This is a genomic window from Levilactobacillus suantsaii (assembly GCF_014069315.1).
GTDB lineage: Bacteria > Bacillota > Bacilli > Lactobacillales > Lactobacillaceae > Levilactobacillus > Levilactobacillus suantsaii.
Genome location: NZ_CP059603.1, coordinates 2,115,628 through 2,140,541, shown reverse-complemented (window position 1 = coordinate 2,140,541; position 24,914 = coordinate 2,115,628). Strand labels below are relative to the sequence as shown.

The window sequence follows — 24,914 nt, the reverse complement described above, 5'->3', positions numbered from 1 at the left end:
CCAAGACGTGCTACAAGAGCTGTCGATTAAAAATTTTGCGATTATTGATCACTTAGACGTGACCTTTAAAAACGGGATGACCGTGTTGACCGGGGAGACCGGCGCCGGTAAGTCCATTATCATTGATGCCGTCGGGTTACTCGCTGGGGGGCGCGGCTCGGTCAACTTTGTCCGCACCGGCACGGCCAAGGCCGTTATCCAAGGCAGTTTTACTTTTCCACCGGACGGGGTGACCTACCGGGTCTTAGACGACCTGGGGATCGACCACGACGATGGCAGTGTCATTTTACAACGGGAGATTCATCGCACCGGGCGTAACGTGTGCCGAGTCAACGGGATGCTAGTCAATACCAGTACCTTAAAGCGTATCGGGGAAACCGCCGTGGACATCCACGGGCAAAACGAACACCAGGAACTGATGCAACCGGAGAAACATTTGGGGATGCTCGATGAATTCGCGTGCGCTAAGGTCGCAAAGCTCGCGGCGACCTATTTGACAAAATATCAAGCCTACACCAAATTAAAACACACCCTAGAAAACCGGCGGGCCAACGAAAAGGAATGGGCCCAACACCTCGACATGTTGAAATTTCAGGTCAACGAAATCGAAGCCGCCCAACTTCAAGCTGGTGAAGAGGATCAGTTGACCGCCGAACGTGACCGGTGGGATAACTTTCAAAAGATCAACGATGCTTTGCAACGAACCCAGGTGATCTTGACCGGAGAAGATACCGTCCCCGGCGTCAACGACCAGTTGAGTGAGGCGATGCAAGCCATGCAGGGGATTGCGGACTTTGACGACGATTTCAAACAAATTGCGACGAGCCTGGAGAACGCCTACTATACGCTGGGGGATGCGGTGGGCGACGTGTCGTCACAACTTGATTCCTTAGAGTGGGATGAGGGCCGTCTAGACGAAATCGAACGTCGCTTGGAAGTCATCAACCAGTTGAAATACAAGTACGGGGACTCGGAGGCGCAAGTCTTAAAGTACTACGATAAGATTGCCGCCGAGTTGAAACGTATGGAAGCCACCGACGAAACGGCCGATGACCTCGAAGAGCGGGTGACCAAGCAGGCCGCCGAGTTACACACCTTAGGTGACCAGTTGAGTGACGAACGTCAGCGCGCCGCTAAGCGCCTGGAAAAAGCCATCCATCATGAATTGGCCGCACTCTACATGGCAAAGACCGTCTTTGCCGTGCACTTCGATCACAGTGACAAGCTGTTACGTACGGGACTCGACCACGTGGAATTTTACTTGCGGACCAATCCTGGCGAAGCCATGCGGCCGTTGGCTAAGATTGCGTCCGGGGGAGAACTCTCCCGGATTATGTTGGCCTTAAAGACCATCTTTTCGGAATCTCAAGGCGTCACGTCGATTATTTTCGACGAAGTGGACACTGGGGTCAGCGGCCGGGTCGCCCAGGCGATTGCCGAAAAGATTAGTGGGATTGCCCGTAACTCGCAGGTCTTGTGCATCACCCATTTGCCGCAGGTGGCCGCGATGGCCGACCACCACTTCTTTATTGCTAAACAAATCGTTGGTGACCGAACGGAGACCAAGTTGACGCGGCTCAGTGCCGCCAAGCGGGTCGATGAACTCGCGCGCATGTCAGCGGGAACTCAGGTCACCAAATTGGCGGTGGAACACGCTCACGAACTATTGACGCTAGCCGATGAAGCCAAGGCTAAAGCGAAATAACTAGCTTGAAAACGCCAAAAGAAAGCGCGCAATAACCTGACTTTTGGCGTCCGTTTCGACACCATTAGAGTCACCGAATAATTTAAAAAGTGCACCTTTTTTAAATGGATTTTCCATCTAAAAGGGTGCACTTTAGTGTTTTGTCCCGAACTCTCACTTTTACCGGGCCACCCGGCGAATGCTACGGAGCAACGCGGGGGTCACGATAGTGATAAGATGGGGCGATTTTAAAATGAGGTGACCGGCAACATCTTGCTGCAGGTAACCGGTGACGGTCATGGGCGCGACTTGTGGCGCTGCTTTGAATTGTAACGTCACGTGGTAGTGGCGCATCAAAGCTTGTTGTAAAAAGTAGGTCAGTTGAAAAGCGGGCAGTTGGGGATAGACCACCTGACCCGCGATCACGGGCAACGAATTAAAGAGTTCCTGATAAACTAAGGTCGCCCGCTCGGTCAAAGGTTTCAACCGACTGGCAGCGGAATTAAGCATGCTGATCACCTCGAACGTTTGTTTGTATTTTTATTATACGAACATGTGTTTGAAATTGCAAGGCCTTTTTTTAGCCGGCTTTTTCGAGAAATTCCCGCTAAAACTAGCCATAGCCCCTTAATTAGTGGTAGTATAGTAAACTATAGATTAAGCGCCCACCGCGTCCTTAACCGGGCGGGCGAGCCGACTAGAATTCAAATAATGAAGGGATTTTTAGACAATGGCGAAACGTGGAATGCTCATTGTACTCTCGGGGCCTTCGGGAGTCGGAAAAGGAACGGTCCGTAAGGCGCTGTTTGAAACGGGTGCAGCTGATTTTTCCTACTCCATTTCGATGACGACTCGTAAGCCCCGCGAAGGGGAAGTTAACGGCGTCGACTATTATTTTGTGTCTAAGGAAGAATTCGAAGAGAACATTCGCAACGGTGAAATGCTTGAATACGCCAAGTATGTTGACAACTACTATGGCACGCCGTTAAAATATGTTAATGAGACCCTCGATCAGGGAAAAGACGTCTTCTTAGAGATTGAAGTCAATGGCGCGATGCAAGTGCGAGCAAATTGCCCGGACGCTGTTTTTGTCTTTTTAACGCCACCTGATTTGATGGAATTAGAACACCGTTTGATTGGTCGGGGCACGGATGCCATGGACGTGATCAATAAGCGGATCAAAAAAGCTGTGGGTGAGATTCGGATGATGCGCAACTACGACTATGCCGTGGTCAACGATGAGGTTGGCAAGGCGGTCGAACGCATCCAGACGATTATTCGCAGTGAACGGTTGCGGGTCACCCGGGTGATGCCGGATTATGAACAAATGATTGGAGACGAATAGACATGCTACTTTATCCTTCAGTTGATGATTTATTAGCACAAGTGGATTCACGGTACTCGTTGATTATGTTGGCGAGCAAGCGGGCCCACGAATTAGACGCCCACGCCAAGCCGTTGTTGGCAGAATACAAGTCGCCCAAGACGATTGGGAAAGCCTTAGAAGAAATTGCGGCCGGGGCGTTAATGATCGATCCGGACGAAAAGGATTTGAACGCCTAAGTTGAGTGCGGAGAAGAGACCAGGTTGCCAGTGGGTAATCTGGCCTTTTTGTTCAGGAATGGGAGGGCAAAGATGTTTCAGGATAAACACGTAACGTTGACCATTAGTGGGAGTGTCGCCAGTTATAAGGGCGCAATCCTGGCCCGAGACCTACAGCGGGCGGGGGCTACGGTCCGAGTCGTTCTCACCTCTGCGGCGAGTCGGTTTGTGACGCCAGCGACTTTGGCGGCGTTGACCAAGGCCCCGGTCTTGACCGATGAGACTTGGTGGGTCGCCGATGGTCAAATCAACCACATCGAACTTGCCGATTGGACGGATCTAGCGTTAGCGGCCCCGGCGTCTGCCAATTTGATGGCCCAACTGGCCAACGGCCTAGCTGATGATGTGGCCAGTGCGACCTGGTTAGCGACCACGGCGCCTAAAGTCGTGGTCCCGGCCATGAACACGCATATGTGGCAGGCTCCCGCGACCCAACGTAACCGGCAGCAACTCATCGCCGATGGGGTGACAGTGCTGGCGCCCGTAACGGGGATGCTCGCCGAAGGGTATGCCGGGACCGGCCGGTTCATGGAGCCGGCCGATATCGTGGCTCAATTGACTGCTACAGCGGCGACGGCCACGCCATTGGCCGGGAAGAAACTCCTGGTCACGGCCGGGGGAACGCGAGAAGCTTTAGACCCGGTCCGCTTTTTGACCAACCGCTCATCGGGGAAGATGGGCTACGCGGTGGCGGCTGCGGCCCAACAAGCCGGTGCTGACGTGACGCTGATCACGGCTCCGACACGGTTATCAGCGCCCAGTGGGGTGACCGTGGTGCCGATTGAAAGCACCCAGGACCTGGAACAAGCAGTCATCAGCCGGTTGCCAAAAGCCGATGGGGTCATCATGGCCGCGGCCGTGGCGGATTTTCAACCCCTACACCAAGCAGAGCAAAAAATCAAAAAAAGTGCGGATAACGATCAGCTGGTGTTAACGTTGAAGAAGACGCCCGATATTTTACGGGAAGTCGCCCAACGCAAGCGTGTTGACCAGGTCGTGGTTGGCTTTGCTGCCGAGACCCAGGACCTGTTAGCTAACGCCCAGAAGAAACTAGCGACTAAGCACCTGGACTTATTGGTCGCTAACGACGTTTCGCAGGCAGGAATCGGGTTCAACGGTGATAATAACCAGGTGACCTTCTTGTTTAAAGACGGTCACCGCGACCAGACACCCATTACCAGTAAACGGGCCATCGCCACGGCCCTAATCGAACACGTGGCGAAAATTTTTACAGAGAAATGAGGGCGGGATGACGATGGCACAAATTGCACAAGTTTTAGTGGACGTGCCAACCATGCAGACCAACGACCCCTATTCGTACGCGATCCCGGATCAATTGGCCGACCAACTCCAACCGGGGATGCGTGTGACGGTCCCGTTCGGCCACCGGGTGGTCTCGGGCGTCGTCGTGGGCTTTACGACCAGCACACAGTATGAGGGCCAGTTAAAGTCGATTCGCGCCGTGTTAGACTTGGCGCCGGTCTTGAACCCAGAGCTCCAACAATTGGCCGATTGGCTGGCCCAAACGACTTACGCCTTTCGCATCACCTGTATCCAAACGATGTTGCCTAACTTATTGAAGGCCTCCGTTGAACGTCAAATCGTCCCGACCAACGAATTGACGGCTACGGAACGGGCCGTGTACTTTCCTGACGGGGCGGCGCGCGACTTCGATACCAGTAAACTCGACACAGACACGGTAGCGGGCCTGTTGAAGTTACGTCGCGCTGGCAAGGTTACGGTGACTTATCAAGTCAAGGACAAGGCTAGCGTCAAGACCACCCCGGGGATCACCACGTCTTTGGCCCCACAACAACTGGAAGACCTCAAACAAAGCGTGGCCACGCGGGCGCCGAAGCAGGCGGCTTTACTGGCCTATCTGCAAGCCTTGCCTGACCATCCGGTGCCGCAGGCCAAGGTAGCCCACGCTGCGGGGGTCAGCTCAGCGGTGATTCGGGGGGCGGAGACCAAAGGCTGGCTCAAGCGTACGCCACTTGAAGTCTACCGTGATCCGTTTCAACAACCAGTGAAACCCACGACACCGTTACGATTGAACGCCGAACAGCAGGCCGCCGTAGATGCCATTACCACGGCTGTCACCCAGCGCCAAGCCAAAAACTTCTTGGTGGAAGGCGTGACCGGAAGTGGCAAGACGGAGGTTTATTTGCAAAGCATCGCCGTGGCGTTGCAACAGGGCCGTAGTGCGTTGATGCTGGTCCCCGAGATTGCGTTGACGCCGCAGATGACCAACCGGGTCAAGGCCCGCTTCGGCCAACGAGTGGCAGTCTTACACAGCGGTCTGTCCAAGGGCGAACAGTATGACGAGTGGCGCCGCATTGACCGCGGCGAAGCGACCGTGGTCGTGGGCGCCCGCTCGGCGGTCTTTGCGCCGATTCAACATTTGGGCCTCATCATCATGGATGAGGAACATGAAAGCAGTTATAAGCAAGACGAAAATCCGCGCTATCATGCCCGCGACGTGGCATTATGGCGGGGCAAGTATCACGATTGCCCGGTGGTGTTAGGGAGTGCCACGCCGTCGTTAGAGACCAGAGCGCGGGCCGCCAAGGGGCTCTACACCCGCTTAGTGTTGGCGCACCGGATCAACGACCGGCCGCTGCCCACGGTCCATATCATCGACATGCGCGCTGAACTCAAGCAACACCAGGGCGATGACGATTTTTCCGCGCCGCTACTCACGGCGATTCAAGACCGGCTCGACCGGCACGAACAAGTCGTCTTGATGTTGAATCGCCGTGGTTTTTCTTCCTTTATGATGTGTCGGGACTGTGGTTTTGTCTTGAAGTGTCCGAACTGTGACATTTCGTTGACCTACCACGTGAACCCGCGGGTCATGAAGTGCCACTATTGTGGGCATGAAGAAGCTGTGCCGACGGTCTGCCCCAATTGCCGTAGCCGGAAGATTCGTTACTACGGTACCGGGACCCAAAAGGTCGAAACCGCCTTGCAAAAGTTGTTGCCCACGGCCCGTATCTTACGGATGGACGTAGATTCGACGCGGCGCAAGGGGGCCCACGAAAAGTTGCTCAATCAATTTGGGCAGCACGATGCAGATATTTTGTTAGGGACCCAGATGATTGCCAAAGGGCTGGACTTCCCCAACGTCACGCTAGTCGGGGTCTTAAACGCCGACACGGCTTTGGGTTTGCCCGACTTTCGGGCTAGTGAGCGGACCTTTCAACTGTTGACCCAGGTCAGTGGTCGGGCCGGTCGGGCGGAGAAGCCCGGTGAAGTCTACATCCAGACCTTTAACCCTGATCACTACGCCATTCAACTAGCACGCACGCAGGATTACGAACGGTTCTTCGTGACTGAGATGCACATGCGCCACCAGGGCAATTACCCGCCGTACTACTACGCCATTCAGCTCACGGCGAGCCACGAAGATGAAAGCGTCGCGGCCAAAGCGATGTATCAGATCTTAGCCGCCGTCAAGCAAGGTTTAAGCGACCAGGCGATTATCCTGGGCCCGACGCCCAAGGCGATTGCGCGGGTCAAGCGGAAGTATTATTATCAAGTGGTAATCAAATATAAACATGAACCACATTTAAAAGCGGTCTTAGACCAGATTCGGCAAGGCTCCCAGCGCGCACCGCGAGGACTCGCTGTGGCCATTGATGCTGAACCGATGAATTTTATGTAAGAATCAATAATCAGAAAGTATGGTGCCTAAATGACCTCAGTTATTTTTATGGGAACGCCGAAGTTTTCCGCGCCCATTTTACAAAGTTTAATCGACCACGATTACGACGTCTTAGCCGTGGTGACTCAACCCGACCGCCCCGTGGGCCGCAAGCACGTCTTGACCGCTTCACCGGTCAAACAAGTTGCCGTAGCGAACGGCTTAGAAGTGCTTCAACCCGCCAAATTGAGCGGTAGTCCCGAATTGGACCGAGCGATTGCGTTAGCTCCTGACCTGATCGTGACGGCCGCCTTTGGGCAGTTCTTGCCGACCAAGCTGTTAAAAGCGGCCAAGGTCGCGGCAGTCAACGTCCATGCCTCCTTACTCCCGAAGTATCGGGGCGGAGCGCCCGTGCACTATGCCATCATGAACGGGGATGCCGAAACTGGCGTGTCCATCATGTTCATGGTCAAAAAAATGGACGCGGGCGACGTGTTAGCTCAACGGGCCATTCCAATTACCGACCAAGACGACGTGGGCAGTATGTTCGACAAGTTGAGTGATTTGGGACGCGACCTGTTATTAGAGACGTTGCCGAAACTCTTAGCAGGCGACATTACGCCAGTCGAACAGGACCCGGAGAAAGTCACGTTTGCCCCGACCATCAAGCCGGAAGAAGAACGCGTCGACCTGAACTTAAGCGCTCATTTGATTGACTGCAAGGTCCGGGCTTTACGCCCGCACCCGACGGCCCATCTCTACTTGAATGGGGTGCGGACTAAGCTGTGGCAAGTGCGGGTCCTCGACCAAACGACTGATTTAGTCCCCGGGTGCCTAGTTAGTCATGATAAGCACCATTTGGCTATCGCAACGGGGGAGCACGGGGTGTTAGCAATTGATGAACTGCAACCGGCTGGTAAGCCCAAGTTAAGTATCACAGACTTTCTGAACGGTTCAACGGACACGCTCACAGTGGGCGAACAGGTGGCGAAATAATGACAAAAGATAATCCCCGCGCATTAGCGGTTGAAAGTTTGACTCGGGTGGCCAATGGCGCCTACTCCAATTTACAATTAGATAAGATGATCGCCAAAAGCGACTTGAACGATGCCGACCGGCGGCTCTTGACCAACTTGGTCTACGGTACGATCCAACATCGCTTGACGTTGGACTACTATTTACGCAGTTTCGTCAAACCCGGCGAGCGGTTAGAACCCTGGGTCGAAAATACCCTTTTGATTGCGCTCTACCAATTACTCTATCTGGACCGGATTCCCAAGCGCGCCATTTTTAATGAAGCGATTCAGTTCGCTAAGGACAACGGTCACGAGGGGATTCGCCGATTTGTCACCGGAATCTTACACGCCATCGACCGCCAAGGGGTGCCCGATTTAAACCAAATCAGCGACCCGTTGAAGCGCCTTAGTGTGACCTATTCGATGCCGACCTGGCTGGTAACGCGGTTGACGGACCAGTTAGGCGCCGAAAAGACTCAAAGTATCTTAGCAACGATCAACCAACCGGCGGCCCAGTCCGTGCGGGTTAACACGGCGGTCACCACGAAAACCGAGGCCAAGGCGGAACTCGAAATGGCGGGCTTCACCGTTACCGAAAGCGAAGTTTCCGGCGAAGGCTTACGGATCGACGGACAACCGGCTAGTCGCAGTGAGCTCTTCAACCAGGGCCAAATGACGATTCAAGACGAAAGTGCCATGTTACCGGTCGAAGCCTTACAGTTGCAGCCCGGTGATCAGGTCTTAGATGCCTGTGCAGCACCCGGCGGCAAGACCACCCAGATTGCGGCGGCTTTGGATCCAGAAAAGGGCGGCCAGGTGACGGCGTTAGACCTACACGAAAAAAAGGTCAAGTTGATTGCTAAAAACGCCGCGCGGTTGCAAGTCGCCGACCGAGTCAACGCCATGGCTTTGGATGCCCGCAAGGTCGATTCCGAGTTTTCGGACGCGACTTTTGATAAGATTTTAGTCGATGCGCCCTGCTCGGGAATCGGCTTGATTCGGCGGAAACCGGAGATTCGCTATGATAAAACGCCACAAGACAGTGAACATCTCCAAACGATTCAACTGGCGATCTTAGACGCGGTCAGCCGAAAATTAAAGCCGCAGGGGACGCTAGTCTACAGTACCTGCACTATCTTGGCTACGGAAAACGATGACGTGGTGGCCCAATTCTTGGCTACGCACCCGAATTTTGAAAGTGTGCGGGTGACGACGACTAAGAACGTGAAGGCGGACCGGGAAACCGCAACGCTGTCAATTTATCCCGATGATTTTGACACGGACGGCTTCTTCGTCAGTGCGTTTCGACGGAAAAACTAGGGGTGATCAGTAATGGAAGTGGCTTATCGAACGGCCATTGGCAAGCAACGGGCCGATAATGAAGATTACGTGGATGTGTTCACCAACCAGGCGGGGCAACACCTCGCATTGATTGCGGACGGCATCGGCGGCCATCAGGGGGGCGATGTGGCCAGCGCCATGGCCGTTTCGCACTTAGGCCACGATTTTGAGGCGACTGAGTGGTCCAGTACCCAGGCCGCCGAAGATTGGCTGAGCAACCAGATTACGGCCGAGAACCGGTCCATCATCGAAAAGTCGGCCCAGTTTGCCGATTTAAGCGGCATGGGGACCACCCTGGTGGCGGCGGTGTACTTTCCGACGGCAGTCGTGGTGGCCAGTATCGGGGATTCCCGAGCTTACTTGCTGCGCGAGAGTCACTTACGCCAATTGACCGAAGACCATTCGCTGGTCAATGAGTTGGTCAAACGTGGCGAGATTAGCCGTCAGGCGGCCCGCCATCACCCGCAAAAGAACATTATCGTGCGGTCATTAGGCATTTCGACCGACGCCAACTTTGATTTGAACGTGTATCCGTTGGTGACCGACGACCAACTATTGCTGTGTACCGACGGGTTGACCAACATGGTCAGTGACGACCAGATCAAGACGGTCCTGCTTCGTGACCAGACCGAAGCCCAAAAGTGTGACGAGCTGGTAACCCTAGCCAACGCGGCTGGGGGGCTGGACAACATTACCGTTCTCATCGTGGTGAACCGCACGGGGAAGGTGGCGAGCTGATGCGGACCGGGTATACCCTAAACGGGCGTTATCGAATTTTACGGGCGCTGGGCGAGGGTGGCATGGCCAACGTGTATTTGGCTCACGATTTGATTTTAGACCGTGACGTGTCCGTGAAGCTCTTACGCTTGGATCTCCGTGATGATCCGAACACCATCCGGTGCTTCCAACGTGAGGCGTTGGCAGCCACCGAACTGTTACATCCTAACATCGTGCAAGTCTATGACGTGGGCGAAGAGAATGGCATGCAGTATTTGGTTATGGAGTACGTCAAAGGGATGGACCTCAAGGCCTATATCAAGACGCACTTTCCCATCGCCCATGCTGACGTGATCCAAATCATGGAACAGATTTTAAGTGCGGTCCAAACGGCGCACGCACACGGCATCATTCACCGGGATTTGAAACCCCAAAACATTTTGATTGATGACCAACAAGTGGCCAAAATCACTGATTTTGGTATCGCGGTGACTTTGTCCGAACACAGTCTGACCCAGACCAACACGGTCCTAGGTTCGGTGCACTACCTGTCACCAGAACAGGCCCGCGGGGGGATGGCGACGAAACAGTCGGACATTTATTCATTGGGGATTATTTTGTACGAAATGCTGACCGGGACGGTACCCTTTGAGGGGGAGACGGCGGTCTCGATTGCGTTGAAGCACTTCCAAGCTGACATTCCGTCCGTGCGCGCCGTGGATTCGACCATTCCTCAAGCGTTAGAAAACGTGATCTATCAGGCTACGGCTAAGCGCCCCGAAGACCGCTACGCCGACGTGGCTGCGATGGCCAGTGACTTACAGACGACGTTGTCACCGGACCGGGCGGGTGAAGCCCGGTTTACGCCCCAGTCGGATGATGGCGGCGAGACCAAGGTGCTCCCCGTCAGTGCGTTGAGTAGTCTTACGGCGAACAATTCGGCTTCTGCCGCCGATTCTGCGGCTTCCGCAGCGACGGCAGCCAGCGACCCACCCACGAGCGATGTTGCGGGTAAGGTGCGCTACAAGAAACGCCACCCATTGCGGTACCGATTGATTTGGGTCGCGGTGACCCTATTCTTCCTCTTGGTGGGAATTCTCATTGGGGTCGCGTTGTTCCGGCCCCAGATGACCAGCGTGCCGAACGTGATTGACCGCCAAACGGCGAGTGCACAGACCACGTTGAAGGCGGCTCACTTGAAACTAGGGAAAATCCACCAAACGACCAGTGCTAAGATCAAACGGCACCATATCGTACGCACGGAGCCGCGGTCCGGGACCCAGCTCAAGCAAAACACTAAGGTCGACCTCTGGGTCAGCACGGGACCGCAGAAGTATAAACTGGCGAATTACCAGGGGGATGCTTATGCCAGTACAGCTGCGAAGCTACAAGCCTTGGGGTTCCGAGTGAACCGTGAGTCGGTCCACTCGACCAGTGTGCCGGCCGGTCGAATCATGCAACAAAGTGTGAGTGCGGGGAAGCGCGTGGTACCCAAAAACGTCACGTTGACCTTTACCGTGTCGACTGGGTCGCAGACCGTGACGCTCAGTGACTTGACCGCCAAGACCAAGGCCCAAGCCCAAGATTATGCGGCAAGCCACAACCTGAACCTGGCCTTTAGCTACGCCTATTCAAACGATGTGGCCAAGGGCAAGGTCATCCGGCAATCGCCGGGGGAAGGGGCCGTGGTTCAAGAGGGTGATGAGATCACGTTGACTCTGTCACGCGGGCCCGAAGAACAGGCATCGGAGACCGACCAGTTCAACGTGAAGGTCAAAATCCCATTTGATAGCAGTGTCACCAGCTCGAGTAGCTCGGACGATGATGATGACGATGACGACAGTGATGAGAGTAGTTCTTCATCCGTGTCATCAGCCAGCGAGAACTTGATCCAAATTTACTTAAAGGATCAGGACCACCAGGACAGTTCAATTTATAAACAACTGACCATTACCGATGACACCACGGTGACCTTACCGTTCACCCTGACCAGCGGAAAGCCCGGGGCTTATAAGATTGTGCGTAATGGTAGCGTGATTGCCGAAGACAAACACGTCACGAAAAATTAAGAAAAAACCTGCATTTAAAGCTCAGTTCTTTTATAATATAAGGGGACTGAGCTTTTTTATGAAGGAGGTGCATCGATGGAAGGACAGATTCGCCAATCGTTAAGCGGCTTTTACGATGTGTTTAGTGATGGCACACTGTACCGAACCCGCGCCCGGGGCAATTTTCGCAAGAAGCGCATCACGCCGTTGGTGGGTGACAGAGTGGAATTTGAAAGCGAGACGCCCAAAGAAGGGTACATCTTAAAGATTTTACCCCGGCACAACGCGTTGACCCGGCCACCGGTCGCCAACGTCGACCAAGGTATCGTGGTCACGGCGGTCAAGGCGCCGGACTTTTCGACTAACCTCTTGGACCGGCAGTTGATTGCCTTAGAGATTAGTCAGATTGCGCCGGTCATCTACTTTACCAAGACCGATTTGATTACGCCGGCAGAAATCGCCAAATTTGAGACTTTGGCGGCCGGCTACCGAGAAATTGGTTACCCAGTCATCCTCACGGCACAACCTTTTGAACAGACGGGCTTAGCCCAATTGCGTGAGTTGCTCAAGGACCGCGTGTCCGTGATCATGGGGCAAACGGGGGCCGGCAAGTCGACGTTATTGAACCACATCGCCCCCGACTTGAAACTTGCCACGGGGGAAATCTCGACGGCCTTGAACCGGGGCCGTCATACGACGCGTAAGGTCAGTCTGATGCCCGTTGCCGGCGGGTTAGTGGCCGATACCCCCGGCTTCTCGTCGTACGACACGTTAACGCTGGACTACCGCGAACTGGGGCAATATTTTCCGGAATTTGCGGCCTTAGCCCCGCAGTGTCGTTTTCGGGGCTGCGTGCACATCAACGAACCGAATTGTGCGGTCAAAGCCGCCGTCGACGCGGGAACCGTCCTGCAGAGTCGGTACGCGACCTATTTACAATTAGTGACGTTGTTAAAGAACCAAAAACCTGTTTACCATAAGAAGAAATGAGGAAGAGAATTTATGATTAAAGTAGCGCCATCCATTTTAAGTGCAGATTATGTCAACTTACAGCCAGACATCGAAAAGGTCGACCAAGCCGGTGCCGAAGTCTTACACATCGACATCATGGACGGTCAGTTCGTGCCCGCCTTGTCTTACGGTCCCGGTTGGGTCAAAGCCATTCGGCCAATCACCAAGATGGTCTTAGATGTTCATATGATGGTCCAAAACCCAGAACGGTTCGTGGACGATTTTGCTCAGGCCGGTGCTGACATCATCGGGGTCCACGTCGAAGCCACGCCGCACATTCACCGGGCCTTACAGATGATTCAAAACGCCGGGGTCACCCCGGAAGTCGTGATTAACCCAGGCACGCCAGTCAGCGCTATTGAACCGGTCTTAGACATGGTCGGCCAAGTGCTGGTCATGACGGTCAACCCTGGGTTTGGCGGCCAGAAGTTCCTGCCAAGTACCGTGGAAAAAATCGCCCAATTAGACGCTATCAAGCGCGAAAAAGGGTATAACTTCGATATCGAAATCGACGGTGGGGTCAACGACCAGACCGTTGTCGACTGTGCCAAAGCGGGGGCCACGGTGGCCGTTGCCGGCTCGTACGTCTTCAACGCCGATGACCCGGCTGCTCGGGTCCAAGCCTTAAAGGACGCGACTAAGTAATGTTACGGGGGGGAACGTTTAATCTGTTAGTAGGGGGTCCTAAGGCCAATTGGCCCGCTGATCTGACCCAGATTCCTGGGACTTGGATTGGGGTCGATCGGGGGACCTTACGGTTGATCGAACACCATATTCAGCCCGTGGCGGCAATCGGTGACTTTGATTCTCTACAGCCCACGGAGCTCCAGCAGGTTCGCCGCAACGTTAAGGACGTGCGGTCGGCGCAAGCGGAAAAGGATTTTACGGACACCCAGATGGCCGTCATGGTCGCTTTTCGTGACTACCATGCTGACCGAGTTGACATTTACGGGGCCACGGGTGGTCGCTTGGACCATTTCCTGGCTAACCTGTTTTTGGTCTTGGAACCGCAGTACAAGACCTATGCCAGCCGGATTCGCTTGATCGATAAGCAAAACACCATCTCGTACTTTTTACCAGGGCAGTACACGATCCATAAGGAAGCCGATAAACAGTACCTGGCGTTTATCCCGTTAACGCCGATCGACCATTTGAGTTTGACCGACGAAAAATACGAGTTGCACGATGAACCCATTCCGTACGCGATTTCCTTCGCCAGTAACGAGTTTGTCGGCGAGACAGGGAGTTTTCAGTTCGATACCGGACTATTGTGCGTGATTCAAAGTTGTGACGCCTATGAGTCGCGGCACGGTTAAAGCTCACAGGGGGCCGTGTTTGGGGGCCAGCAGCCTAGCTAAGAGCAAAAAATAAAGTCGTGAGCGTCCCGTTTGGGGGCGGCTCACGACTTTTTTCGTTAATTTTAAGTGACAAAAAATGCATGTTTGCCGATCACGTGACCAGTTAAACATGCATTCGTGTTATAAACCGTGTTTAACTTAAACGCGGGTTACCTTACCTGATTTCAGAGTCCGGGCAGAGACCCAAACCTTTTTTGGCTTACCGTCCACTAAGATGCGAACCTTTTGCAAGTTCGGCTTCCAAGCACGACGAGATGCGTTCAAGGCGTGGGAACGCTTGTTACCGAAGCGTGTCCGCTTACCATTCAGAAAATCTTTTGCCATGGCGTAAACCCTCCTTTGTGGATTTATTACTTTTAAAAAAAGCAGATGCTTTTTGCTCACCTGACTAATTTACCATAGAACTTTCCCGAACGCAATCTTTTCTTTCAAGGATTATTACTTGACAGTTAATTACCGCTACCCCGTGGTTTTTAGTGTTCCTATTTCTATTTTTCGGTTGGTTGTGGTAAGATTAATTTCTGTTAAGATTCTATTCTTTGACAAGGAGGCTATTTCCATGGCCGTAAAGATTAAGACTCAGTACGGAACAATTGATATTACCAATGAAGTGATTGCGACCGTAGTTGGGGGCGCCGCGACTGACAATTATGGTGTCGTGGGCATGGCAAGCAAGAACCAGATTCGGGATAACGTAAATGACATCCTGCGTCGTGAGAACTATGCACGTGGCGTCGTTGTTCGCCAAGAGGACAACGGCGTGGCCATTGACGTCTACGTGATCGTTAGCTATGGCACCAAGATTTCCGAAGTGTCACGTAACGTTCAATCCAAGGTAAAGTACAACCTGGAAACAATGCTCGGCGTTACCGCCAATTCAGTGAACGTTGTTATCCAAGGAGTGCGGGTATTGGCGGATTAGCCAACCGGACGACCGAAAGTCAAGGAGGATACTTAGTTGAAAGTAACAGAGATTACTAATCTTGAGTTTGGTAAGATGGTTCAGGCCGCCTCGCAAAAACTAAACCAAAATGCAGATTTTATTAATTCATTAAACGTTTTTCCCGTTCCCGATGGGGATACTGGGACGAACATGAGCCTGTCACTGGCCAGTGGGGCCAAGTACGAACGTGATGCCGAAAGTACCGCCGTGGGCGACTTAGCAACAGCCTTAGCTAAGGGTCTGCTCATGGGGGCCCGGGGAAATTCAGGGGTGATCTTATCCCAGATCTTCCGCGGCTTTTCGCGTAAGCTCGCTAAGAAGACCACGTTAACGGCCCAGGACCTCGCTGACGGCTTTGCCGCCGGGGCAGAAACGGCCTATAAAGCGGTCATGAAGCCTACCGAAGGTACGATCTTGACGGTCGTACGTGAAGGGGCTCAAGCCGGGTTAGACGCCGCTAAGCAGACCGACGACGTGTTGGTCGTGATGGATGCGGTCAACAAGGCTGCTGCTGATGCCTTGGCGACGACACCAGACCTCTTACCGGTCTTAAAGCAGGTCGGCGTGGTCGACTCTGGTGGTCAAGGGCTGACCTTCGTATTGCGCGCCTTCGATGATTCGTTGAACGGCCGCGTGGCGGAGAACGATGATTACCAACCCGACGATGCCGAGATGGATGAAATGATCAACGCTGCCCACCACCAAAGTGCCCAAGGTAAATTAGACCCGGCCAGCATCAAGTACGGTTACTGTACCGAAATCATGGTGCGCATTGGTCGCGGCAAGCAGGTCGACCATAAATTCGATTACGATACCTTTTACAAGTACCTCGCCGACCTCGGGGATTCTCTTTTGGTGGTCAACGACGATGAAATCGTGAAGGTCCACGTGCATACGGAACACCCGGGCAAGGTCATTGCTTGGGGGCAGGAGTATGGTGACTTGGCTAAGGTCAAAGTCGACAACATGCGGATGCAACAAGAGACCATCATGGAAAAAGATGACGACGAACAACCGGCCGCAGCCGCTACGGCAGCGGCCGCGCCCGTGGCTACGGCGGAACAGCCGGCCTCGGATACGGCGATTATCGCCATTGTTGCCGGGGATGGGTTAGCCACGCTCTTCAAGAGCTTAGGGGTAACCCACGTAGTGCAAGGGGGCCAAACCATGAACCCAAGCACTCAAGCCATCGTGGACGCTATCAACGCCTCGAAGGCTAAGCGCGCCATCGTCTTACCCAACAACAAAAACATTTTCTTAGCCGCGGAACAGGCTGCCGATGTGGCGGACATTCCGACGGTGATCGTGCACGCCAAGTCCATTTCGCAAGGAATGACGGCGATGTTGGGTTATAATCCGGATGCTGAATTGGATGATAACCAATCCGCGATGGAAGATAACCTGAGCACGGTCAAGAGTGGTCAGGTCACGCACGCGATTCGCGATACCGAACTGGATGGTTTGACCATCAAGGAAGGCAATTACATGGGGATCGTGGACGGGACCATCAAGGCTACGGATACGGACCTGTTAAAGACGACTGTGGCGATGGTTAAGGCCATGTTGGATGACGATAGTGAAATCGTCACGATTATTTACGGTGCCGACACCACGGCAGACGTTGCGGACCAATTACAGCAACAAATCGCCGACCTCGATGGCGACCTCGAAACGGAAGTTCATGAAGGTGACCAACCGGTTTACCCATTCTTGATTTCGGTGGAATAATCAGTTGGCACTAAAAAAGATTGGACACGCGTGTCCAATCTTTTTTATCATAGGAAGTGGGAGGTGACGCAGCATGGTGAGTTTAAATGATTCGGTGAGTGCCCTGAGCGGGGTGGGCCCCAAGCGAGTGACTGCCCTAAAGGAACTGGCCATTGAAAACATCAACGACCTGTTGACCTACTTTCCCTTCCGTTATGAAGATCTGCAGGCCAAAGATCCCAGTGAGTTGACCGATCAGGCCAAGGTGACCTTGAAAGGAACTGTCGCTGCGGAACCGGTCGTGACCCGTTTCGGTCGTAAGAAGAGCCGGTTGAATTTCCAGTTGCTTTTAGACGATCACCAGATTATCCCCGTGACGTTCTTCAACCAGCCCTGGTTGCGAGACCAGATGGAAGTTGGCCACGACTTAGTGGTGTACGGGCGCTTTGACGCCAAACGGCAAAGCTTATCTGGCATGAAGCTGTTAAGCAGTGCCAACGGGGCGATGGGGTCGATCTACCCGGCCAATAAGGAGATTCGCCAAGCCACCATTAAGAAATTGGTGGTGGCCGCCTACGATGCTTATGCCCCGACCATCGTCGATTTGATTCCGGAGCCTGTCCGGGTCAAGTACCGCTTGTTGCATCGTCAACAGATGATTCACGACATGCATTTCCCGGCCGACGCCGTGGCGGCCAAAGCAGCTCGGCGCACGGCAAAATTCGAGGAATTTTTCTTGTTCGAGTTGCGTTTGCAGATTATGAAGCAACAGGACCATACGCTGTATGGCCAGGAATTAACCTATGATTTAGCCCAGTTGCGGGCGTTTATCACTAGTTTGCCTTATGAACTGACCGGCGCGCAGAAAAAAGTGGTCAACGAGATCTGCTTCGACCTGAAACGGCCGGTCCACATGAACCGGTTGCTGCAAGGCGATGTGGGGAGCGGGAAGACGGTAGTGGCGGCCATCGCGATGTACGCCGCCATGACGGCGGGCGTTCAGACCGTTTTGATGGCCCCCACGGAAATCTTAGCCGAGCAGCACGCCAATAATTTGGCGCGCCTGTTCGCCGATTTTCCAGTCAACGTGGCGCTACTGACCGGAGCGACCAAACCGGCGGCCCGCAAAGTGCTCTTGCCCCAGATTGCGAACGGTGAGGTCAACCTGATCGTTGGCACCCACGCCTTGATTCAACCAGACGTGCACTACCGTCATTTAGGCTTGGCGGTCATCGACGAGCAACACCGCTTCGGGGTCAACCAGCGCCAAGCGTTACGCCAGAAGGGGGCCCAGCCCGACATTCTAGCGATGACGGCGACACCGATTCCCCGGACGTTGGCGATTACGGCGTATGGCGAAATGGATGTGTCGATAATCAACGAATTACCGGCCGGCCGACAGCCCATCAAGACCACCTGGATTCGTAGTAACCAGGAAGCCAATATGCTCCAAGAAGTCAAGACGCAACTGGCCGCCGGGTCGCAGGCCTACGTGGTCACGCCGCTGATCGAAGAATCTGAAGCGGTCGACATGAAGAACGCCCAGGCGATTTACCAACGGTTCCAAGCGGAGTTCGAGCCGACCTACCGGGTGGGCTTGCTCCACGGTCGGATGAAAAATGATGAAAAAAATGCCATTATGGCGGCCTTTAAGGCCAATGAGTTTCAGGTGTTAGTGGCGACGACCGTCATCGAGGTCGGTGTCGACGTGCCCAACGCCACGTTGATGCTGATTTACGACGCTGACCACTTTGGGCTGGCGCAGTTGCACCAGCTCCGTGGCCGGGTCGGTCGGGGACAAAAGGCCTCGCAGTGTATCTTAGTAGCCGACCCGAAGAACCAACTGGCCATCGAACGGATGACCACGATGACCACGACCACCGACGGCTTCGTGCTGTCACAACGGGATCTGGAATTGCGCGGGCCCGGTGATGTGTTGGGCCGCAAGCAGTCCGGGGTGCCCGACTTCAAGGTCGGTGACCCCGTGGCCGACATTAACGTACTCAGCGTGGCCCAGCAGGTGGCTAAGGTCGTGGTGACCGAACCCAACTGGGCGGAACAACCCGCTAATTTAGCCGTGGCGGCCTTTTTGACCACCACGGCGCACCAACCTACAACCATGGATTAATGAAGGAGACGAAAGTTCATGAAAATTGCCGTTGACGCCATGGGGGGCGACTACGCCCCCGACGAAATCGTCAAGGGTGTCGAGTTAGCCCGCGACGCCTATTCGGATTTAGAATTCTTGCTGTACGGGCAAAAGACTAAGGTCCAACCACTCTTACAGGACCAGACCCGTATCACCTTAGTCGACGCCCCGGAGGTTATCGCCATGGGCGATGAACCCGTCCGGGCGGTTCGGCGGAAGAAAAACTCCAGCATCGTCTTGGCTGCGACAGCGGTCAAGGAAGGCCAAGCCGACGCCTTCTTTTCGGCTGGGAACACCGGGGCCGTCTTAACGGCGGGCCTGTTGATCGTGGGCCGCATCAAGGGCGTGGAACGTCCCGGCTTGACCACGACGCTGCCGGTCCTACGCAAGCTCGACCAGTCGAGCTTCGTGATGCTGGATGTCGGTGCTAACGCCGACACTAAACCCTTCAGCGTGATTCAGTATGCTGTCATGGGGCAGTACTACGCCCAAAGCGTGATGCACGTCGATAATCCGCGCATCGGCCTGTTGAACAACGGGACCGAAGCCGATAAGGGTGATCAAGATCACCGGGCGATTCATGATGCATTGGCCCAGATGCCAGAATTGAACTTCGTCGGTAACGTGGAGTCACGCGAACTGTTAAACGGGGCGGCCGACGTGGTCGTAACCGACGGCTTTACCGGCAACGCCACGCTTAAGGCCATCGAAGGGACGGCATTGTCGATGCTCAAACTCATCAAGGGTGAGATCATGAGCGGCGGTCTGGGTGGTAAAATTGGGGCTGGGCTTTTGCGGCCGGTCTTTCATAACGTCAAGGCGGCCATGGATTACTCGCAATATGGCGGGGCCGTTTTATTAGGCCTCAAGGCGCCGGTGGTCAAGACTCACGGGTCGACCAAGGCACCGACCGTCAAGAACACCATCGGCCAGATTCGGGAGTTATTGAAGGCCCAAAGCGTGCAACAATTGGGTAGCTATTTTGACCAACACGCCGAACAGATGGCGACCATCAAAGAGACTCTGAAGTAAGACCTAGAATCTGCTAGACAAGGCCGTTAAAAACGGTTAGACTACTATTTGAATACTGTGAGCGAGGGATTGGACATGACAAAAGCAGAGATTTTTGATAAGATTGCGGATATTATTGCGGATCGCTTCGAATTTGACCGGGACCAGATCAACGACCAATTGAATTTCAAGCAGGACTTAGATGCCGATTCAATTGATTTCGTTGAGTTTGTCCTAGAGTTAGAAGATACGTTTGGGGCGGAGATTTCCGACGAAGATGCCGAGAAACTCACCACCATTGGTGAAGTGGTCGACTACATCGTCGCCCATCAAGAGCAACAAAAATAGTTACTGAGCGAGTCCGGGCCGCAACCTTTCGTCCCGGGCTTTTTCAATTTAAACGAAAGAAACGAGGAATGTGACGTGATATCTGGATTAAACCAGGAATTAGCGGACAATTTTGGAATATACATCAAGAACCAAGCGTTACTCGACGAGGCTTTTACCCAGGCCTCGTACGTGAATGAGCACCCTAACCAGGGATTGAAATTTTATGAACGAATCGAATTTTTAGGCGATGCCGTCATGCAATTGGTGGTATCGAACTACATTTATCGGCGTTACCCGCAAATGCCGCAGGGGCGTTTGACCCGCTTACGGGCCGCAATGGTCAACGAGAATAGTTTTGCCAGTTTTGCGCGTGAGTGTCACTTTGACCAATACATTCGGTTGGGTAAGGGTGAGGAAAAGGCTCAAGCCCGGCAGCGAGATTCACTGCTTTGTGATATCTTCGAATCCTTCATTGGAGCGCTATATCTCGACCAGGGTCTCGATAGCGTCGTTAAGTTCGTGACCCAGGTAGTCTTTCCCAAGTTGGACGAAGGTCGCTTCGATGAATTCTTCGACCACAAGACGGAACTGCAAGAATTGGTCCAAAAAAATGGGAGCGTGGATATCGACTACCGCCTACTCAACGAAGAGGGGCCGGATAATGACTTGGCCTTTCAAGTCGCCGTGTACGTGGACGACAAGCTGTTAGGTAAGGGAACCGGGCACTCCAAGAAGCATGCGGAACAAAACGCGGCGCGCCACGCCCTGGAAAATTTAAAAGCTGAAGAATAAGGATGGGTCACGATGCGGTTAAAGACACTAGAAATTAGCGGGTTCAAGTCCTTTGCGGACCAGACCCGAATTGACTTTTTGCCGGGGATGACCGGCATCGTCGGTCCGAACGGGAGCGGTAAAAGTAACATTGCCGAAGCGGTTCGCTGGGTATTAGGGGAGCAATCGGCTAAGAGTTTGCGGGGCACCAAGATGCCCGACATCATTTTTGGCGGGTCCTCGGACCGGCACGCGTTGAACCGGGCGGCAGTGACCATTACCCTGGACAATAGCGACCACTATTTAAAAAGTGCGTACACGGAACTCACCATCAGTCGGCGCCTGTACCGTAGCGGGGAAAGCGAGTACCTGCTGAACGGGCAGACCTGCCGACTTAAAGACGTCACGGAACTGTTGATGGATTCGGGGATGGGACAGGATTCCTTTTCAATCATATCGCAGGGTCGCGTCGCCGCGATTTTTAACAGTAAACCCGAGGACCGCCGTAGCATCATCGAAGAGGTGGCCGGGGTCTACAAGTACCGTAAACACAAGGAAAAGGCCCAACGTGAATTGGACAGGACCATGGGCGATTTACACCGGGTCGAAGACATCATCGCTGAACTCGAAGAGCGGCTGAAACCGTTGGAAGAGCAAAGTGATTTGGCTCGCGACTATCTGGACCAAAAACGGCGCTTTGCCATCTTGGACCGCACGCAACTGGTGCGCCAGCTGCAGGCTGAGACCACCCAGAAAGCCACCGTCGATAAAACGGTCCGGCAAAAGGGCGGCCTGGTCCATGAACAGCAATATGCCCAACAGCAGCAGGGAAAACAAGTCCAAACGTTACAGAAAAAGCAACACGACTTGTTAGCCCAAAAAGACACCCTGCAAGCCCAATTGGTCACGACCACGAAAGCCGTCGAACAACGCCAGGGCCAGGTCAATTTGACCAGTGAACAACGGCAGAATCAGGAACGGGAACAGAAACGCTTGGCCCATGAGCTGGCCAGCACGCAGCAGCACCAAACGGCATTGGCCGCCACGATTGAACAAGACCAGGCGGCCTTAGCGGCTTTACGGGCCGAAATGGCGACCCACCAAACTAAGGTCAAGACCTTGAAGAGGGCAACGGATGATCAGGTGTTGGCGCGGTTACGTGACCAATTGGACCATCTGCGGACGGCTTATTTTGACCAGAAGCAACAGGTGGCGAGTTGGCGGAATCAACAACAGTATCTGCAACAAGACCAGGCCCGTCAACAACAACGTGGGCAACGGCTGACCAGTCAGCTCGCCGATCTGAAGCAAACGGCGCAAACGACCGCCCAGCGGGTCCAAGAGTTGACGACTAAAGCGAGTGCGTTACACGACCAACTGACCACGGCTGAACAGGCTTACGACACCGAAGCTGGGCAGTATCAACAACAAGAGACCGCCTACCGACAACTCCAGCGTCAATGGCAAGCGGCCCTTGAAGTCTACCAGCGGGCCAAGACACAAGCAGCCGGGCAACGCGCGGCACTGGCGGAATACGGCGGCTTTTATCAGGGGGCCCGGGCCGTGCTGCGGCAACGAGAGCAGTTCACGGGCTTGCTGGGCGCCGTATCGGAACTCTTGCAGGTTCCAGCAGACTACACCACCGCCATCGAATACGCGTTAGGTGGTCAGCTTCAACAGATCGTAGTGGACACTCCCACCACGGCTAAGGCGGCCATGACCTACTTGAAACAACACCGGGCCGGCCGGGCGACTTTTTTACCGGTCGATACGGTTCACCAGCGGCACTTGGATGCCACGACTCAACGGACGCTAGCACAAATGGATGGCGTCGTTGGGGTGGGGAGTGACTTAGTTGATATCACCCCCGCTGCGCAACCCATTTTAAACTACTTACTGGGCACCACGATTTTGGCCCACGATTTGGATGCGGCCGTGGCCATCAGCCAACGGTTGCACCACCGGTATCGCGTCGTCAGCCTAGCTGGCGATGTTATCAGTGCTAGCGGAGCGATGACTGGGGGCCAGGCGAAGCACGCGTCGACCAGTGTCTTGCGGCAACGGCAGGATTTAGCCCACTTAGAGGCATCGCTGACCACGATGACGACGCAACTGCAGGAACGCGAGACGCAGGTCAAAACGCACCGTGAGGCGTTACAGGCCAGTGACCAACGAAGTCAAAAGTTGCGGGCAACGATGAACGAGTTGCAGCCGCAATGCCGGCAAGTCGACGACCAGTTGGCCACGGCCAAAACCGCGGCCGAACAAGCTAATCGGCAGCTAAAGGCCGCCCAACTCGACTTGCAACAAGCTACGGCGACGGATCAGGACCAGCAGGGCAACGACCTTCAGGCCAAAATCGATCAGGGGGTAGCGACCAGCGCGCAACAGGAACGTGAATTGGCTGACTTGCAGACGCAACTCAAGGACGCGACGGCGCAACAGGCCAGTCGGCAAACGGTCCTGACCGAGCAGCAAACCTGGTTAGCCGGGGCGCAAGAACGAGAACAACAACGACAACAAGCGTTGGCTCAACACCAAAAAGAATTGGCAAGTGACCAGGCTCACCAACGAGGCCTTAAGCACGATCAAGCTCAACTCAAGCAAGACGAGGGCTTGACGCCCCAAGAAGCCGCGGCCCAATTGAAACAAGCGCAAGCTGACCAGACCCAAACGCAACATGCGTTGACGGCGAATGATGATGCGTTGACCACGGTCAACGATCAATCGGCGCAAGCCACGGCGGCAAATGACCGGGCAACCGGGCTCTTGCAGGTCGCAAACGATGACCTGCATAAGGCGCAAGTCACCCAGACGCGCTTAGCGGCGTTGATTGACCAGCAACAGGGTGATCTCGCCGAGAAGTACCAGTTGAGTTTGGCGGCGGCCGCAAAGGACGTGAGTGACTTGCCGAGTGACCAATTGACCAGTCAGCTGAAACTCTTGAAACGGGGATTGGCCGAAATCGGTCCGGTCAACGTCAACGCTATCGACGAATACAAGGACGTGCGACAACGGTACGACTTCTTGACGCAACAACGTGACGATCTTTTGACCGCGCGCGACCAGTTGACCGCGACCATGAGCGAGTTGGATAATCAAGTCAAACAACGCTTCGAGCGGAGTTTTAAGCAGGTGGCTAAGAAATTCACGGCCACCTTCAAACAAATGTTTAATGGCGGCACGGCAGAACTGGTCTTGACCGACCCGGATGATCTCCTGACCACCGGGATTGACATCATGGCTCAACCGCCGGGCAAAAAATTTCAAAACATGGGTCTGTTATCCGGGGGTGAACAGGCGTTGACCGCCATCACCTTGCTCTTTGCGATTCTACAGGTCCAACCGGTCCCGTTTTGTATCTTAGACGAGGTCGAAGCGGCTTTGGACCCGGCGAACGTGACGCGCTTTGCCCGTTACATTCACCAGTTCCAGGCCCAAACACAATTCATCGTCATCACGCACCGTAAGGAGACCATGGTGCAGGCCGACGTTTTGTACGGCGTGACCATGCAAGAATCCGGGGTCTCCAAAATGGTGGCTGTGGATCTAGACCAAGCCAGCACGGTAGAAGGGAAGTAAA

Annotated in this window: 21 protein-coding genes; 19 read left to right on the top strand and 2 right to left on the bottom strand. The window is 54.2% G+C overall.

Annotated features, from left to right (window positions below):
• Nucleotides 1-7 precede the first annotated feature (7 nt).
• Nucleotides 8-1,705, top strand: a complete 1,698-nt coding sequence (gene recN, locus H3M12_RS09915; RefSeq protein ID WP_182150691.1) for a DNA repair protein RecN — start codon at nucleotides 8-10, stop codon at nucleotides 1,703-1,705.
• Between the two features lie 159 nt (nucleotides 1,706-1,864).
• Here the strand turns inward: recN and H3M12_RS09910 are convergent, their stop codons facing one another.
• Nucleotides 1,865-2,194 carry a hypothetical protein gene (locus tag H3M12_RS09910; protein WP_129031637.1) on the bottom strand — a complete coding sequence of 110 codons (330 nt, stop codon included), beginning with the start codon at nucleotides 2,192-2,194 and terminating at the stop codon, nucleotides 1,865-1,867.
• Between the two features lie 220 nt (nucleotides 2,195-2,414).
• Here H3M12_RS09910 and gmk point away from each other — a divergent pair, with 220 nt between their 5' ends.
• The 11 genes from gmk (at nucleotide 2,415) to H3M12_RS09855 (ending at nucleotide 14,378) form a co-directional block, all read left to right on the top strand.
• Nucleotides 2,415-3,029: a guanylate kinase gene (gene gmk, locus H3M12_RS09905; protein ID WP_129031636.1), complete on the top strand. Its 615-nt coding sequence runs from the start codon at nucleotides 2,415-2,417 to the stop codon at nucleotides 3,027-3,029.
• 2 nt (nucleotides 3,030-3,031) lie between these two features.
• Complete coding sequence (rpoZ, locus tag H3M12_RS09900) at nucleotides 3,032-3,247, top strand: DNA-directed RNA polymerase subunit omega (RefSeq protein WP_129031635.1); 216 nt, start codon at nucleotides 3,032-3,034, stop codon at nucleotides 3,245-3,247.
• Between the two features lie 72 nt (nucleotides 3,248-3,319).
• Nucleotides 3,320-4,528, top strand: coding sequence for a bifunctional phosphopantothenoylcysteine decarboxylase/phosphopantothenate--cysteine ligase CoaBC (gene coaBC / locus H3M12_RS09895; RefSeq protein ID WP_129031634.1), 1,209 nt, complete (start codon nucleotides 3,320-3,322; stop codon nucleotides 4,526-4,528).
• Between the two features lie 13 nt (nucleotides 4,529-4,541).
• Complete coding sequence (gene priA, locus H3M12_RS09890) at nucleotides 4,542-6,950, top strand: primosomal protein N' (RefSeq protein ID WP_182150690.1); 2,409 nt, start codon at nucleotides 4,542-4,544, stop codon at nucleotides 6,948-6,950.
• Nucleotides 6,951-6,980: 30 nt separating this feature from the next.
• A complete protein-coding gene (gene fmt, locus H3M12_RS09885) occupies nucleotides 6,981-7,925 on the top strand; it encodes a methionyl-tRNA formyltransferase (protein ID WP_129031632.1) in 945 nt (314 codons plus the stop codon).
• Entirely contained in the window at nucleotides 7,925-9,265 is a 1,341-nt protein-coding gene (rsmB, locus tag H3M12_RS09880) for a 16S rRNA (cytosine(967)-C(5))-methyltransferase RsmB (protein WP_182150689.1), read from the top strand. Before fmt ends, rsmB begins: the two co-directional genes overlap by 1 nt.
• A gap of 12 nt (nucleotides 9,266-9,277) precedes the next feature.
• Entirely contained in the window at nucleotides 9,278-10,024 is a 747-nt protein-coding gene (locus H3M12_RS09875; protein WP_129031630.1) for a Stp1/IreP family PP2C-type Ser/Thr phosphatase, read from the top strand.
• A complete protein-coding gene (pknB, locus tag H3M12_RS09870) occupies nucleotides 10,024-12,072 on the top strand; it encodes a Stk1 family PASTA domain-containing Ser/Thr kinase (RefSeq protein ID WP_182150688.1) in 2,049 nt (682 codons plus the stop codon). The genes H3M12_RS09875 and pknB overlap by 1 nt, the downstream gene beginning before the upstream one ends.
• A 75-nt stretch (nucleotides 12,073-12,147) precedes the next feature.
• Complete coding sequence (gene rsgA / locus H3M12_RS09865) at nucleotides 12,148-13,041, top strand: ribosome small subunit-dependent GTPase A (RefSeq protein WP_129031628.1); 894 nt, start codon at nucleotides 12,148-12,150, stop codon at nucleotides 13,039-13,041.
• A gap of 12 nt (nucleotides 13,042-13,053) precedes the next feature.
• Nucleotides 13,054-13,707, top strand: coding sequence for a ribulose-phosphate 3-epimerase (gene rpe / locus H3M12_RS09860; RefSeq protein WP_129031627.1), 654 nt, complete (start codon nucleotides 13,054-13,056; stop codon nucleotides 13,705-13,707).
• Nucleotides 13,707-14,378: a thiamine diphosphokinase gene (locus tag H3M12_RS09855; RefSeq protein ID WP_129031626.1), complete on the top strand. Its 672-nt coding sequence runs from the start codon at nucleotides 13,707-13,709 to the stop codon at nucleotides 14,376-14,378. The genes rpe and H3M12_RS09855 overlap by 1 nt, the downstream gene beginning before the upstream one ends.
• Before the next feature lie 180 nt (nucleotides 14,379-14,558).
• Here the strand turns inward: H3M12_RS09855 and rpmB are convergent, their stop codons facing one another.
• The gene (rpmB, locus tag H3M12_RS09850) at nucleotides 14,559-14,744 is read right to left on the bottom strand and encodes a 50S ribosomal protein L28 (protein ID WP_129031625.1); all 186 of its coding nucleotides are present in this window, start codon (nucleotides 14,742-14,744) and stop codon (nucleotides 14,559-14,561) included.
• A gap of 235 nt (nucleotides 14,745-14,979) precedes the next feature.
• On the opposite strand from rpmB, the gene H3M12_RS09845 reads away from it, so the two are divergent.
• From H3M12_RS09845 to smc, 7 genes are all read left to right on the top strand, one after another.
• Nucleotides 14,980-15,342, top strand: coding sequence for an Asp23/Gls24 family envelope stress response protein (locus H3M12_RS09845; RefSeq protein WP_129031624.1), 363 nt, complete (start codon nucleotides 14,980-14,982; stop codon nucleotides 15,340-15,342).
• Nucleotides 15,343-15,378: 36 nt separating this feature from the next.
• Nucleotides 15,379-17,091, top strand: coding sequence for a DAK2 domain-containing protein (locus H3M12_RS09840; RefSeq protein ID WP_182150687.1), 1,713 nt, complete (start codon nucleotides 15,379-15,381; stop codon nucleotides 17,089-17,091).
• 73 nt (nucleotides 17,092-17,164) lie between these two features.
• Nucleotides 17,165-19,198 carry an ATP-dependent DNA helicase RecG gene (recG, locus tag H3M12_RS09835; RefSeq protein ID WP_129031622.1) on the top strand — a complete coding sequence of 678 codons (2,034 nt, stop codon included), beginning with the start codon at nucleotides 17,165-17,167 and terminating at the stop codon, nucleotides 19,196-19,198.
• A gap of 18 nt (nucleotides 19,199-19,216) precedes the next feature.
• A complete protein-coding gene (gene plsX, locus H3M12_RS09830; protein WP_129031621.1) occupies nucleotides 19,217-20,251 on the top strand; it encodes a phosphate acyltransferase PlsX in 1,035 nt (344 codons plus the stop codon).
• Nucleotides 20,252-20,326: 75 nt separating this feature from the next.
• On the top strand, nucleotides 20,327-20,578 hold the full coding sequence (gene acpP, locus H3M12_RS09825; protein WP_129031620.1) for an acyl carrier protein: 252 nt from the start codon (nucleotides 20,327-20,329) through the stop codon (nucleotides 20,576-20,578).
• A 75-nt stretch (nucleotides 20,579-20,653) separates the two neighbouring features.
• Nucleotides 20,654-21,352 (top strand): ribonuclease III, encoded by a 699-nt coding sequence (gene rnc, locus H3M12_RS09820; protein WP_129031619.1) that lies wholly within the window; start codon nucleotides 20,654-20,656, stop codon nucleotides 21,350-21,352.
• Between the two features lie 12 nt (nucleotides 21,353-21,364).
• Entirely contained in the window at nucleotides 21,365-24,913 is a 3,549-nt protein-coding gene (gene smc / locus H3M12_RS09815) for a chromosome segregation protein SMC (protein ID WP_129031618.1), read from the top strand.
• Nucleotide 24,914: the final 1 nt, after the last annotated feature.

Coding starts and splice junctions, on each gene's coding strand:
- H3M12_RS09910 (WP_129031637.1), bottom strand. CDS start 2,194: ATGCTTAATTCCGCTGCCAGTCGGTTGAAACCTTTGACCGAGCGGGCG.
- gmk (WP_129031636.1), top strand. CDS start 2,415: ATGGCGAAACGTGGAATGCTCATTGTACTCTCGGGGCCTTCGGGAGTC.
- rpoZ (WP_129031635.1), top strand. CDS start 3,032: ATGCTACTTTATCCTTCAGTTGATGATTTATTAGCACAAGTGGATTCA.
- coaBC (WP_129031634.1), top strand. CDS start 3,320: ATGTTTCAGGATAAACACGTAACGTTGACCATTAGTGGGAGTGTCGCC.
- priA (WP_182150690.1), top strand. CDS start 4,542: ATGGCACAAATTGCACAAGTTTTAGTGGACGTGCCAACCATGCAGACC.
- fmt (WP_129031632.1), top strand. CDS start 6,981: ATGACCTCAGTTATTTTTATGGGAACGCCGAAGTTTTCCGCGCCCATT.
- rsmB (WP_182150689.1), top strand. CDS start 7,925: ATGACAAAAGATAATCCCCGCGCATTAGCGGTTGAAAGTTTGACTCGG.
- H3M12_RS09875 (WP_129031630.1), top strand. CDS start 9,278: ATGGAAGTGGCTTATCGAACGGCCATTGGCAAGCAACGGGCCGATAAT.
- pknB (WP_182150688.1), top strand. CDS start 10,024: ATGCGGACCGGGTATACCCTAAACGGGCGTTATCGAATTTTACGGGCG.
- rsgA (WP_129031628.1), top strand. CDS start 12,148: ATGGAAGGACAGATTCGCCAATCGTTAAGCGGCTTTTACGATGTGTTT.
- rpe (WP_129031627.1), top strand. CDS start 13,054: ATGATTAAAGTAGCGCCATCCATTTTAAGTGCAGATTATGTCAACTTA.
- H3M12_RS09855 (WP_129031626.1), top strand. CDS start 13,707: ATGTTACGGGGGGGAACGTTTAATCTGTTAGTAGGGGGTCCTAAGGCC.
- rpmB (WP_129031625.1), bottom strand. CDS start 14,744: ATGGCAAAAGATTTTCTGAATGGTAAGCGGACACGCTTCGGTAACAAG.
- H3M12_RS09845 (WP_129031624.1), top strand. CDS start 14,980: ATGGCCGTAAAGATTAAGACTCAGTACGGAACAATTGATATTACCAAT.
- recG (WP_129031622.1), top strand. CDS start 17,165: ATGGTGAGTTTAAATGATTCGGTGAGTGCCCTGAGCGGGGTGGGCCCC.
- plsX (WP_129031621.1), top strand. CDS start 19,217: ATGAAAATTGCCGTTGACGCCATGGGGGGCGACTACGCCCCCGACGAA.
- acpP (WP_129031620.1), top strand. CDS start 20,327: ATGACAAAAGCAGAGATTTTTGATAAGATTGCGGATATTATTGCGGAT.
- smc (WP_129031618.1), top strand. CDS start 21,365: ATGCGGTTAAAGACACTAGAAATTAGCGGGTTCAAGTCCTTTGCGGAC.